Origin of the sequence: Magnetospirillum sulfuroxidans (assembly GCF_018224925.1) — a bacterium.
GTDB classification, from domain to species: domain Bacteria; phylum Pseudomonadota; class Alphaproteobacteria; order Rhodospirillales; family Magnetospirillaceae; genus Magnetospirillum; species Magnetospirillum sulfuroxidans.
The window spans coordinates 23193-36267 of record NZ_JAGTUF010000029.1 but is presented as its reverse complement, the minus strand read 5'-3'; the positions used below and the strand labels follow the sequence as shown (position 1 = coordinate 36267).

10 protein-coding genes and 1 pseudogene are annotated in these 13075 nt (G+C 60.0%); 5 read left to right on the top strand and 6 right to left on the bottom strand.

All coding sequences use genetic code 11. The features are described 5' to 3' along the window. Positions 1-311: 311 nt before the first annotated feature. From KEC16_RS18505 to KEC16_RS18490, 4 genes and pseudogenes are all read left to right on the top strand, one after another. Positions 312-1133, top strand: a complete 822-nt coding sequence (locus KEC16_RS18505) for a phytanoyl-CoA dioxygenase family protein (RefSeq protein ID WP_211551713.1) — start codon at positions 312-314, stop codon at positions 1131-1133. Between the two features lie 13 nt (positions 1134-1146). Next, positions 1147-1851: a TylF/MycF/NovP-related O-methyltransferase gene (locus KEC16_RS18500; RefSeq protein ID WP_249209320.1), complete on the top strand. Its 705-nt coding sequence runs from the start codon at positions 1147-1149 to the stop codon at positions 1849-1851. A 72-nt stretch (positions 1852-1923) separates the two neighbouring features. Continuing rightward, complete coding sequence (locus tag KEC16_RS18495) at positions 1924-3576, top strand: B12-binding domain-containing radical SAM protein (RefSeq protein ID WP_211551710.1); 1653 nt, start codon at positions 1924-1926, stop codon at positions 3574-3576. Between the two features lie 60 nt (positions 3577-3636). Further along, a pseudogene (locus KEC16_RS18490) lies at positions 3637-3906 on the top strand (IS630-like element ISSpo6 family transposase); the annotation flags it as partial. Between the two features lie 89 nt (positions 3907-3995). Here the strand turns inward: KEC16_RS18490 and KEC16_RS18485 are convergent. The 6 genes from KEC16_RS18485 to asnB are packed head-to-tail and all read right to left on the bottom strand — an operon-like array spanning position 3996 to position 11170. Next, positions 3996-4709 (bottom strand): glycosyltransferase family 2 protein, encoded by a 714-nt coding sequence (locus tag KEC16_RS18485; RefSeq protein WP_211551707.1) that lies wholly within the window; start codon positions 4707-4709, stop codon positions 3996-3998. A 56-nt stretch (positions 4710-4765) separates the two neighbouring features. Then, positions 4766-5716 (bottom strand): glycosyltransferase family 9 protein, encoded by a 951-nt coding sequence (locus KEC16_RS18480; protein WP_211551705.1) that lies wholly within the window; start codon positions 5714-5716, stop codon positions 4766-4768. Positions 5717-5719: 3 nt separating this feature from the next. Beyond that, entirely contained in the window at positions 5720-6988 is a 1269-nt protein-coding gene (locus KEC16_RS18475) for a nucleotide sugar dehydrogenase (RefSeq protein ID WP_211551703.1), read from the bottom strand. A 41-nt stretch (positions 6989-7029) separates the two neighbouring features. Further along, a complete protein-coding gene (locus tag KEC16_RS18470) occupies positions 7030-8157 on the bottom strand; it encodes a glycosyltransferase family 4 protein (RefSeq protein ID WP_211551702.1) in 1128 nt (375 codons plus the stop codon). After that, positions 8154-9320, bottom strand: coding sequence for a glycosyltransferase family protein (locus tag KEC16_RS18465; RefSeq protein ID WP_211551699.1), 1167 nt, complete (start codon positions 9318-9320; stop codon positions 8154-8156). The genes KEC16_RS18470 and KEC16_RS18465 overlap by 4 nt, the downstream gene beginning before the upstream one ends. Positions 9321-9322: 2 nt before the next feature. Further along, the gene (asnB, locus tag KEC16_RS18460) at positions 9323-11170 is read right to left on the bottom strand and encodes an asparagine synthase (glutamine-hydrolyzing) (protein WP_211551697.1); all 1848 of its coding nucleotides are present in this window, start codon (positions 11168-11170) and stop codon (positions 9323-9325) included. 314 nt (positions 11171-11484) lie between these two features. Here asnB and purH point away from each other — a divergent pair, with 314 nt between their 5' ends. Then, positions 11485-13065 carry a bifunctional phosphoribosylaminoimidazolecarboxamide formyltransferase/IMP cyclohydrolase gene (purH, locus tag KEC16_RS18455; protein WP_211551695.1) on the top strand — a complete coding sequence of 527 codons (1581 nt, stop codon included), beginning with the start codon at positions 11485-11487 and terminating at the stop codon, positions 13063-13065. The last annotated feature ends 10 nt before the right edge of the window (positions 13066-13075 follow it).

The window sequence follows — 13075 nt, the reverse complement described above, 5'->3', positions numbered from 1 at the left end:
GCGTCCGCTGATGCGCGAGGAACGACGGACTCTGCATGAAAAACACCGAGAACGCCGCCAGCCCGATATCCGACATCGTATGGCGGGTGTTGCTGTCCCCACGCCTGTCGGGCAGTCCCTCGCACCGAGCCCGCAGCACACTTATGTACGTCTCAAGCCGCTCCACACCACAGATTGAGTCAGACTTTCGACGCTTTGGGAATCCCCTTTCGTTCCAAAATTAGAACTGCTGGATCGGTGCCAATACTCTTGACCGGGCGCGTGGTAACCAGTAGCCCTAGAAACGGATATTGTCGGCACGGGGGGCAAGGATGACGGGACTGCCTTTGGATATGAGCGCGCACGATCCGTTGCCTTTGCGCGCCAGATTGGAGCAAGACGGCTATGCCATCGGCAAGGGCATGGTGTCGGTCGCGGTGATCGCGGCCATCCGCGAATTCTGGCACAAGGAACTATCCAAGCCCCGTAGCGACAGCGCCTTGATCTGGGGACCCTATTTAGGTGAACCCAACAAGGTTATCCGCGATAGCACCACCACTCATACCATGGTGCGGGCATTCGATATGCTATGGAACCCGCCCATGCATGCGCCGACGCGCGAATTGTGTCTGACACTCAGCCGCTTCCGCAATGAGGTTGCCGGTATTTTCTCCCATGACAGCGAATTGATGACGCCGGAACGTTATGGCGCCTATGTCACCGCGACGCTGTATCCGCCGGGTGAAGGTTGGCTGGTCGAGCATGAGGACGGAGTGCCCAATCGTCGGCACTGGCATTTTCTGTTGCCCTTGACCTTTCGTGGTCCCGACTTCAAGGAAGGCGGCCTGTTCATGATCGATCGCCACGGGACCCGCATTGACGTGGAACAGCATGTCCAGGCCGGCGACGTACTGTTCTTCGATGCCAATCTGCGCCACGGTGTTGATCGTATCATCGGCTATGATGGTAGTGGCGTCGGACGTATGCAGTGCTTTTCGATTCCCACCATTTTGGAATTGCCGCATGCCAATGACCGCCTGTTGGAACTGATTTCCACCAAGCGGTTCGTCAAATCGCGTCTGCGCATGATTCGTGACCGTTTGTTCGGTAAGCCGGTCAATCCCCACCGCGGTTTTTACACTTATCGTAAGTGAGGTTCGCGTGCGTATGTTGTTGAATCGGCTGGTGGACAAATTGTGCGTTCGCCTCGCTGATATCTTGTTAGACAAGATGCAGGCGCGTCTGTTGCACCCCCACGCTCTCTTGCTGGCCGAAGCACAGCGCGACAGCGCCGATTATGCTCGGGCTCACATGGCCCAGGCCTTAGTGTTCCGCAATCGTAATGATCTGTTGCAGCTGGCGGCCGTGCGGGCACCGGCGCAGGGTTCGGTGCTGGAATTCGGTGTCGCCGGCGGTGATTCCATTCGTCTTTTGGCTCAGATGCTGCCGGGGCGGGCCATCCACGGCTTCGATAGTTTCGAGGGGCTGCCCGAGGATTGGCCCGGTCGGCACGAGGCCAAGGGCCATTATGCCCAGACGGATTTGCCAGCGGTACCGGGGAACGTCACCTTGCACAAGGGCTGGTTCGACCAGACCCTGCCGCCTTATCTGTCTGCCGATGCCGAGCCGGTGGCTCTGCTGCATATGGATGCTGATCTTTATTCCTCTACCCGGACGGTTTTGGGATTGTTGGCGACGCGCTTGCACGCGGGGACGGTCATCGTATTCGACGAATATTTCAATCACGTCGGTTGGCGCGACAACGAGTTCAAGGCGTTCCAAGAATTCGTTGCTGAACAGGGGCTGACATACCGCTATCTAGGCTGGAGCTATCAGCAGGCGGCGATGGTGATTGAGTCGCTAAACCCGTAAAACAATTAAGATTGTTTCCGGTGCAGCTCTTCCCGCAAGATGCTGACTGACGGAAATCAAGGATTTTCAGGTATGAGCCAGTGTTATCGCGATTCGGGCTTTGATGCGTTGGGGGTGTTGCGCCACATGCATGAAGAAGGACCGTTGCCGGCACCGGTGAGCCCAATCAAAGTGGTTCATATTTCGCTTTACTGCTTCAAATCGTTTGCGCTCAGACTGTTTCACAATTTGACCAATAATTGCGGTGTCGAATCCCACTGTATTTTTCTGAAAGATACGCTGACCAACCGCCACACTCCCATTTCTGATGTGGAGATGGCGGCAACTTTGGATTTGATCCGTCGGATCGCCCCTAATCTGGTCACCCTGAGCGTGATGGCGCCCTATGTGGTGGCGGCACGCGATCTGACCGCCCGCATCCGGGCACTGACCGATGTCCCGGTAATGATCGGTGGCAAATTCTCGACCATTTCACCAGCCGAAGCATTGGAATTCACTGACTATGCCTGCAGGGGCGAGGGGGAACTTGCCCTGATCGAGGCCTATGATCGGCTGAAATCCGGCAATCACGATTTGCGTGGGATTGTCGGCCTGTGGTTCAAGGGTGATGACGGTGCCGTCATCGACATGGGCCAGCAGCGACTGATCGAAGATTTGGACGTGCTGCCGTTTCAGGCCTTGGGCGAGTCTAATATGCATTTCATCGAATACGACCGTTGCACCACCGACGATCCTGAAGTCGACAATGATGAAATCTGGGTGATGGCCGGGCGCGGTTGCGTTTACCTGTGTTCCTACTGCGTCAATTCGCTGCTGATCCCCATGAATCGAGGCAATGGCCGTTTTGTCCGTCTGCGTTCGCCCGACAGCGCCATCGCCGAGATCAAGCATCTGTGGTCGCGTCAGCCCAAGGCTCATTCGGTGTCGTTTAACGATGAAGTGTTTGGCGTCTTCGACGACTGGACCGACGAATTTGCCCGCAAGTACAAGGAACAGGTGGGCCTGCCGTTTCATTGCGAACTGGTGCCTAAGTTGATCAAGGAAGAAAACGTTCGCAAGTTAGCGGATGCCGGCCTGAACGAGCTGCATTTCGGCATTCAATCCGGCTCCGACCAAATCCGCCGTGACGTGTTGAAGCGTCCAGGAAAAAATCCAGAACTAGTCGAAAAAGCCCATCTTCTGGCTCGCATCGGCGTGGTGCCGCAATTCGACATCATTTTGGGTAGCCCCTTCGACACCGTTGAGGTGATGGAAGAAACCGTCGACATGATGTTGCAACTGCCGACACCGATGAAGCTGAACACCTATCAGATGCAGTATTTCCCCCATTATCCGCTGACCAACCAGGCGTTGGAGCGTGGCTTCATCACTCCGGCGGATTTGACTTATGAGGTGCTGGCCGAACGGGTGATGAAGAACATGGTGTTCATCCCCAAGATTTCCCGTGACCGTAAGGATCAGATGGAGGCGGCGGTCTATCTGTTGCCGTGGCACAGTGTTGCGCTGCGTTACTTGACCGCGCAACTGCGGCGTAAGCCCAACGATTGGCTCGGAATGGCTTTGGGATGGATCGCCCTGATGCGTTATCATCACGATTTTCTGGCCAATCCGGCCTTGATCATGGTGGGCAGGGTGATGCGTGCCGCCCGCATGATTGGACGAGGCGAGTTCAGCCGGTTGGCGAGGAAGATTCTTGGCCGTCTGCCGACGCTGTCGGTACGCTAGGCGTCGTGGCTCACGCCGCGTCATTGTCGAAATTCCTAATCAAGCAGGGCTTCAGCGTCAAAGAAAACACTGCTGGCAACCGAGGCCGGTCGCGATGACGTGGCGCAGGATCGCCGCGTCTGGCGGGAGAAACGTCAGCCCCGCATGTACCAGGAACCGCATCGGCTGGTCTTCATCGATGAGACCGCGACCACCACGAAGATGACCCGGCTGCGGGGACGAGCGCGGCGGGGACAGCGCCTCAAGGCTCATGCCCCGTTTGGACATTGGGGCACCCAAACCTTCGTCGCCGCGCTACGGTGCGACGGCCTGACGGCACCTTGGATGGTCATTGTTGTAGGTCCATAGCCACTCTGTGGCGTAATCCTGCACCTCAGTGATGGTTTCAAAGATGTATTGGCCCAGCCATTCATGCCAGTTCAGTTTCCAGCGAAAAAATTATAGCGAACGATGCAATAAAGCGCACGGAAACCATCGCGCCAGCCGATCTTCTTGCCCTCGTCATAGGTGCGTCCGGCGTAGCTGATGCCCACTTCATAAATCCGTGGCTTGGGCTGCAAACGAGCCACCTTTGCCGTGATCTCGGGTTCGAAACCGAAGCGGTTTTCCTGGATACGGATGCGTTGGATGATCTCGCGCCGGAACGCCTTGTAGCAGGTTTCCATGTCGGTCAGGTTCAAGTCAGTCGCCATGTTGGAAGCCAAGGTCAGGCCCCAATTGGCAACCCAGTGCCAGAAATACAGCACCCGGGTTTCGTCGCCGCCCTTGAAGCGTGAACCGAACACCACATCGGCGCGGCCGTCCAGCAACGGCTTGAGCAGCTTGGGATAATCGTTGGGGCTATATTCCAGGTCGGCGTCTTGGACCAGCACGATATCACCGATGGCTTGTTCGAAACCGGTGCGCAAGGCGGCGCCTTTGCCCTGGTTGATCGGATGGTACTGGCACGAGACAAAGGGGTACTTGGCCGCCAGGGACTTCATCACGTCGGCTGATTTATCGTGCGAGCCGTCATCAATGATGACGATTTCCAGATCAAGACCGCAGCGATCCGCCACGATGATACGATCAACGATAGCCTCAAGAGTGGATTCTTCATTATAGCAAGGGACAACTACGGAAAGCTTGTTCACGGCGAGCCTCGGCGTTCAGCCACTCTGATCAAGGGCGGTTCTACGCAATATTTTGCCTAATTGGCAACAAAGGTTGTCGTGGTTGTCAGCTCGCGGGCGGCGTTGACCACCGTTTCCACGTTCAGATCCAGCATTAGACAAGCTTGGCTACGGTAATCGTAATCGGGGGCGTGGCAGATTTCCTCGAAACTGCGCGGACCGCGGATGCTGGCGCAATGGCGGCCAAAGGGGCCGTAAAAGATTTCCGACGACGGGCCGAACAGGCCCAGGGTGGGAATGCCGGCGGCGGCGGCCATGTGCATCAGGCCTGAATCGTTGCCCACATACAGGCTGGCCCGCTTCAGGCAGGCGTAGACGGTGGGCAGATCCACTTTGCCGATCAGGTTGATGACGCGATCCTTCGGCAGGGCCGCAAGCAAGGGGTGGACCGATTCTTGTTCACTTTCAGCACCGAAGACAGCGATACGGCCGCCATTCTCGGCGGTTAATTCTTGTGCCACCTGGGCGAAGCGTTCGGCTGGCCATTGCTTGCCGCCCCAATTGGCGGTGGGACCCAAAGCCAGAATGGGTGAGCCGGCGGGTAGCAGGCCTTCCGCCTGGGCCGTTTGCTCCGGTGTGTTCCACAAGACCGGGGTGAATGCTTGCTCCAGACCCAGGACCGAGGACAGGTGGTAGAGCCGGTGCTTAGGTGCCCATGATGATTTCAGCACGGCGCGGCGACGGGTGGGGACCACATAGCCGAGGGCCGAACCGCGCAAATCCACCACCAACGACCACCAGGTGGTGCAAGTTTGTTTCCATAAATCCCACCAATGGCCGGCGCGCTTGCGCTTGACCATGGGGATGACCTTTTCAACGAAAGGCGCGGCGGCGAAGAGCGGCGCGGCCGGCGTGCCGCAGGCTACGGTGAAGCGGGCCTGGGGGTATTGTTCGGCCAGATGGGCCAAAAGACCGGTGGACAGAACGGCGTCACCGATGCGGCTGGCGGTGACGAACAGGATGCGCAAGGGTTACAGCCTCCACAACCGCATGGCCGCCGGCAATTCCTTGCCGCGCCACAGGGCCTTGACGTCGGCGATCAGGCCACCCTGTTTCAGCAGAACGTCGAAATTCTCATCGGTGAAAGCACAATAGGGATCATGGGGGACGGCCCCGACGATGCAGTCGTATCCGGTCAAGCCATCCAGGGACGGGATGAGCGTCTCGCCATATTCATGCTGGGCTTCCGCCGGGTCGGCGAAGGGGTCGTGCACCGCCACCTGATGGCCCAGGCTCCGCAGCTTCCTGATGACGTCGATAACCTTGGAATTGCGCAGATCGGGCACGTTTTCCTTGAAGGTCAGGCCCAGCACCAGAATGCGGGACGGACCGGTCAGCAGGTTGGAAATCTTTTCGGCGATCCACGGGCCCATGCCGTCATTGATCCGGCGGCCGGCCAGGATGACTTCGGGATGGTGACCGTTATCCAGGGCGCATTGGGCCAGATAGAACGGATCGACGCCGATGCAGTGGCCGCCGACCAGACCGGGTTTGAAATTCAGGAAGTTCCACTTGGTGGCCGACGCGTCGAGCACGTCATAGACGGAAATATCCAGCTTCTGGAAAATCTGGGTGATTTCATTGATGAAGGCGATGTTGATGTCGCGTTGGGCGTTTTCGATCACCTTGGCCGCTTCGGCGACGCGGATCGAGGCGGCGCGGAAGACGCCGCCGCTGGTCACCGCGCCGTAAATCCGGGCCAACAAGTCGGTGATCTCGGCATTCTGGCCGGCGATGACCTTGGTGATACGCTCGACCGTGTGTTCGCGGTCGCCCGGATTGATGCGCTCGGGGCTGTAGCCGAGGAAAAAGTCGATTCCGCATTTCAACCCCGAGACCCGTTCCAATTCAGGGCCGCAAAGATCTTCGGTGACGCCAGGATAGACGGTGCTTTCGAACACCACGACCGCGCCCTTGCCCATGATGGCGCCGACGGTGCGACAGGCGCTCATCACCGGACCCAAATCGGGGGTGTTGGCCTCGGTCACGGGCGTCGGCACGGTGACGATGAAGACGTCGCAGCCGGCTATCGCGTCGGTTTTGGCCGACAGCTTGATGGTGCTGGCCCGCAATACCGCCGCCTCCACCTCGCCGGTGCGATCAAACCCTTGATGCAGTTCGGTCACGCGCGGCTGGGAAATATCGAACCCGACCGTCGGAAAATGCCGGGCGATGGCCACGGCCAAAGGCAGACCGACATATCCGAGACCGATAACGGCGACTTTCGGGTTTTTGATCATGGTGGAAAAGCTTCTTTCGGCTGGCGATGGCGGCAGTTTCATCACACGGACTTCGGGTTCGTCAACATCTGGTACAAGGTAACAGCCCGTTCGCCGTAATCATTCCAGGAAAAATCATCGGCGACGCGGAGATGGGCCGCCTCGCCCAAGCGGTGGCGCAGGGATTCGTCGGCGGCGAGAATGTTCAAGGCATCGGCCAAGGCGGGGCTGTCGGCGGGCGGGACCAGCATCAAATGACGGCCATGGTCACCGGCATCGGGACCGCCGGTGGCGGTGGATGCCACCACGGCACAGCCCGAGGCCATGGCTTGAAGGATGACCATGCCGAAACCCTCTTCGATGGACGGAAGGCAGAAAATGGCGGCTTGACGGTATTCCTCGGCCAGGGCGTTGTGACTGAGCGGACCACGTAAGATGATTCTGCTCATATCATAACGGTGCAAAAGTGCGGCAAAGCCGGGTTCCTGTGGGCCGACCAGATGCAATTCCCAATCGGCGGGAAGAGCACGAAAGGCGTCGAGTAACCAGGGGATCCCCTTGCGCAGGCCGACCAGACCGGCGAAGAGAATTCGTTTTTTCCGGGGGTGATCTCCAGGAGAAAAGCGGGATAGATCGACGCCATAGGGATTGACGGCGATCTTGGCGGCGGCGATCCCACGGTCAAGGAAAGTCTGGCGGGCATGCGAGCAGCCGGTACAAATCAAATCGACGGATTCGTATTCGGCCAGTTCGCGGGCGATCAGGCGCGGATCGGTCGTGCGCCATTCCAGGCCGAAGCGGGCGTGGGCATCGCGCAAAATCTCGGTCTGGTGGGACATGTGTGTCGAGCCGCGTTCCAGCACCACTTTGAGGCCGTGCGCCCGTGCCGGTTCGATTGCTTCCAGCAAGGCGCCGCTCCACCCCACCAGAATATCCGCCTGCGGCAGGTGGCCTGCCAGGGAACGGGCGAAAGCGCGGGCGATGAACAGATCGGGGCTGCCGGGCAGGTGCAGACGTGGCCACATGCGGCGGATCAGTTCCAGCCACGGCAAGGTGCGCAGCGGCAGCCGCGCCGGGGCGGCGAAGCCCGGATAGGTGGTGTCCAGCCGCGCCAGCAGGCGGCGGGCGTAAAGCTGCCCGGCCAGTTCAAAGGCGTGAAAACGGCCGTGGACGGCGACGGCGACTTTCATACCAGCACCTCCAGAAGCTGTTGCGCTTGGGCATCCCAAGTGTAACGAGCCAGTTCGGTGCGGTCGATTGGGGTGATGCGGCCGACCATCTCGGTCAAGGCTCGGCTCAGTTGGGCAGCGTCGGCGCAGGAACGGAAATCCGCCCCCAAGCGGCTGGCGATGGCCAGCGCCTCGGGGGCTTCTTGCGGCAAGCAGATGGTGGGGCGATCCAGCGCCAGCAATTCCACCAATTTGTGCTGATACAGCGCCCGTGAATTGCGCACATAAAGCGTCGCGTGACAGCCCGCGGCCAAGGCCCGCAAATGGGGCAAATCCACATAGCCGGGGGTTTCCAGGACCAGACCGGCAAAGGCGGCGCGGGCTTTGGCGCTTTCGCTGCCGGCATAGACCAGGGTGGGGCGGTGTCCCCAACGGCGCAAGCCCTCGGCCAACAGGTCGAGATGTTCTTGTGCGTATAGGCCGCCGACCAGCAGCAGGCGGATGCCATCGGCTGGAGAGGGTGGCGGCGGTGGCGGCGGCAGAAAACCCTCATCAATACCGGAATAAACCGTTGTCGCCGGTCGTCCAAACCATGTTTTCACCTCGGCCCCGTGTTGCTCCGACAAGGCGGTGAACGCGGCGGCATCGGTAAAACGCCACGTCAACACCCGGCGCAGCAACGCTGGGATGAACACGCTCCATGGATCCTTGAGATCCGCGATCCATTTGCCGCCAGCAAGACGGGCAAGGCGTTGGGCGATGATCCAGGCGTCGGTATTGCCGAAGGTGGCCCAGCAGGCTTGAGGGTGGAAATGACGGACCAGCAGCGGCAGATACAGGCTGGCCCCATGCCGCCAATCGGTGAACAGACCGCCGCGAAGGGCATAGATTGCCGCCAGTAAGGGCCGCCGCAGCAGACGTGGCCCCCAGCCTTGACGCAAGGCCGCGCCAAGGGCGCCGTCTTGGGGGGGGCAATCCAGCAAAAACGGCTGGGTCCAGTCGTGGCGATCTAAGGCGGTGGGGAGTTCCCCCGGCGACAGCCGTGCCGGGTGGCCGCCCAGGGTTTCGGTCAGTAGCACCACCTGATGGCCGGCACGGGCGCAGGCTTCCGCCATGCGGGCGACACGGGTGGCGCAGACGTGCGGGGTACGGGGGTGGCAGTGGTTGACGAAGACAAGGCGCATGGTTACAGCAGCGGCTGGAATTTATGTTGGCGCGCTGCCGGTTCAAGGAAATGGGCCCGCCAAGCTTCGGTGGCCAGCACCTTCCACAGACCGGCGGCTTGCGTGGTGTCGCCGGCATGGAAGCGACGAATGGCCGAACGCCACCAACGTCGATCCCATAGTGCCGAGAGGCTGGGATCCTCGACCACCTGTTCCACCGCTTTTAACAAGCCGTCATGCAGCCAATTCACCTGCGGCGGCACAAAGCCGTGCTTGCGCCATCTCAGCCGTACCATGTCGGGTAAAATTCCATTCATGGCCTGGCGCAGCAACCGTTTGGTCTCGCCATCGCCCATCAATTGCTCGGCCGGCAGGCCCTGGGCGAATTCGAACAGGCGGTGGTCGGTGAAGGGTAATCGCACTTCCACCGAATGGGCCATGGAATTGCGGTCGCCATAACGCAAAAGTGTGCCGAGGAAGCCATCCAGGGCATCGCGTCGTAAGGCTTCGTGCAGGTTGGCAGGTGGCGGCCGGCGTTCCACGCGGACATCGCCGGTCAAGCCAAAGCTGATATCGCTGCCCTTGTTCAAGCTCCGCGCCAACAGGCGGCGTAAGCCGGTGGGTAATGCAGCATGCCAGGGCTGTACCTGGGTCAAGGCATCACCATAGCGGCTGGCGATCAGCGGTGAATTGCGGCCCCCGCCGCGCAGATAAGCGGTGAAATATTGCTCGTAGCCACCCAGGATCTCATCGGCGCCCTGGCCATCCAGCAGTACTTTGACGCCGTTCTGGCGGGCAAGCCGGAAAACGCAGTACTGGGCGTATTGGCTGGCTGAATCCACCGGTAATTCGTTGGCCCAGGCGAATTGAGCCAACTCGTCCAGCAATACCGACGGTTTGGGGGCGATATCGTGACGGATTGGGTGGGTAGCGGCGGCGATCGACTCCATATACGCGCCTTCATCGGCACTGGTGCCGGGAAAGCGGCCGGAAAAGGTGTGATAAGGCACGCTTTCACCCAATTCGTGCCGGGCCAGGCAGACGATGGCTCCCGAATCCAGGCCGCCCGATAGACACGACCCTAGCGGCACATCGCTTCGCAGACGCAGACGGACCGAATCGGTCAAGAGATCGCGAAAGGTATTGGCGGCGTCATGGGCGGAGAGATGGCGGACTTCCGGGGCTGGCTGGCCGCTCCAATAGCAGGTACTGCGCATCGTCAGGGTGTCGAGGTCGATGCTTGCCGCATGGGCGGGCGGCAATTGACGGATTGCTGGAAACAAGGTGGTCTCGCCCCGGTCCAGACCATCGGCGGGAACCGTCAGAAAGCGAGCCAGCCGCGGGGTGTCGATGACGGAGGAAACCCCCTCAAGCGCCAACAAGGCCTTGAATTCGGAAGCAAAGGCGAAAAAGCCCACGCCGCGCACATAGAGAAACGGTTTTTCGCCGAAACGGTCACGGGCACAGAACAATTGCCGCTTGTCTGTGTCCCATAGCGCGAAGGCGAACATGCCGTTGAAGAATTCGACGCAGGCCTCGCCCCATTGCCGCCAAGCGGCGATAATGACTTCGGCGTCGCCTTCGGTCGTAAAAGCATGTCCGCGGGTGGTCAGCTCGGCGCGGATTTCCCGGTAATTGTAGATTTCGCCGTTAAAGGTCAGGGTTACTCCGTCGGCAACGAAGGGCTGAGCGCTGGCCGGGGTCGGATCAATGATGGCCAAGCGCCGATGGCCAAGCATCAGCCGGCCGTTGGCTCCTTCCCACAATCCGGCGCCATCGGGACCGCGATGGGCCATCAGCCCGGTCATGGCGCGGACGGCTTGCGCATTCACCGACCGTTCGGCCGACATTATTCCGGCGATGCCGCACAAGCCGAAGAAATCTCCTGAGGGTTGCCTTTGTCTGACCGGTGTACTCCATGCCCGCCTCGACAACAAGACCAGCGCTGCCATCAATGGGTTGGAACTTCCGGCGAAGGGATTTACTCTTTTGGCCGACGCAGGACTTCAGCCATGGTTCCGATCAGTGTTGGTATCCTCGTCCATAAACCGGGAACGGACCATCGTCGCCGTCAGGGAAATCTTGACTCCCTGCGCAGCGCGCATGGGCTGAAACACTTTCGTCTTTCATCGTGACGGCAGCGGCGCTATACCCCCACCAATCTGCATACCGGAGCCAATTCGCCATGTCCGACCTTCGCCCCATTCGCCGCGCCCTGCTTTCGGTTTCCAACAAGACCGGACTGATCGAGTTCGCCCGTTTCCTCTCCGAGCGCAATGTGGAATTGCTGTCCACCGGTGGAACCTGTAAAGCGATCCGTGATGCCGGCTTAAAGGTGGTCGAAGTGGCCGAGCACACCGGCTTCCCGGAAATGTTGGATGGCCGGGTCAAGACCCTGCATCCCAAGGTGCATGGTGGTTTGTTGGGTATTCGCGGCAATGCCGAGCATGAAGCGGCCATGGCCGAACACGGCATCACCCCCATCGACCTGCTGGTGGTCAACCTGTATCCGTTCGAAGCCACGGTCGCCAACGGCGCCGGCTATGACGAATGCGTGGAGAACATCGATATTGGTGGTCCCGCCATGATCCGCGCCGCTTCCAAGAACCACGACGCCGTCACCGTGGTGGTGGACGTCGAGGATTATGAGCGGGTGATGGCAGAGATGAGCGCTCATGACGGCGCCACCACCTTGACCCTGCGCAAGCATCTGGCGGCGACCGCTTACGCCCGCACCGGCGCTTATGACGCAGCCATTTCCCAGTGGTTCGCCCGTGAGCTGGGCGACACCTTCCCGCGCCGCGTGGTGGTGGCCGGTGAATTGAAGCAGAACCTGCGTTATGGCGAGAACCCGCATCAGCAGGCGGCGTTCTACGTCAACGGAGTTCAGCGTCCGGGTATCGCCACCGCCCGCCAGTTACAGGGCAAGGAGCTTTCCTACAACAATCTGAACGACACCGATGCCGCTTACGAGCTGGCGGCTGAATTCGATGAGCCCACGGTCGCCATTATCAAGCACGCCAATCCCTGCGGTGTTGCCAGCGGCCCGGATATCGTCAGCGCCTACAAGACGGCTTTGGCCTGTGATCCGGTGTCGGCCTTTGGCGGTATTATCGCCATCAACCGCAAGCTGGACGGCGCCACCGCCGAGGAAATCTGTAAGCTGTTCACCGAAGTGGTGATCGCTCCTGAAGCCGACGAAGCCGCCATCGCCGCCTTTGCCGCCAAGAAGAATTTGCGCTTGCTGGTTACCGGCGGCATGCCCGATCCGTCGTCAGCGGCGATGACATTGCGCAACGTCTCGGGTGGCTATCTGCTGCAATCCAAGGATAATGGTCGCGTCACTCTGGACGGACTGAAGGTGGTGACCAAGCGGGCACCGACCGACCAGGAACTCAAGGACATGCTCTTCGCCTTCCGCGTCTGTAAGCATGTTAAGTCCAACGCCATCATCTACGTGAAGGATGGTTGCACCGTCGGCATCGGTGCCGGCCAGATGAGCCGTGTCGATTCCAGCCGTATCGCCGCCTGGAAGTCAAAGGAAGCTTCCGATGCCGCCGGCTTGGCCCAGGCCGGGACGGTGGGTTCGGTGGTGGCGTCCGACGCCTTCTTCCCGTTTGCTGACGGGCTGTTGGCGGCGGCGGCGGCCGGAGCCACCGCCATTATCCAGCCGGGCGGCTCTATGCGCGATCAGGAAGTGATCGACGCTGCCAATGAAAAGGGTCTCGCCATGGTTTTCACCGGCATGCGTCACTTCCGCCACTAAAAATGAAAAC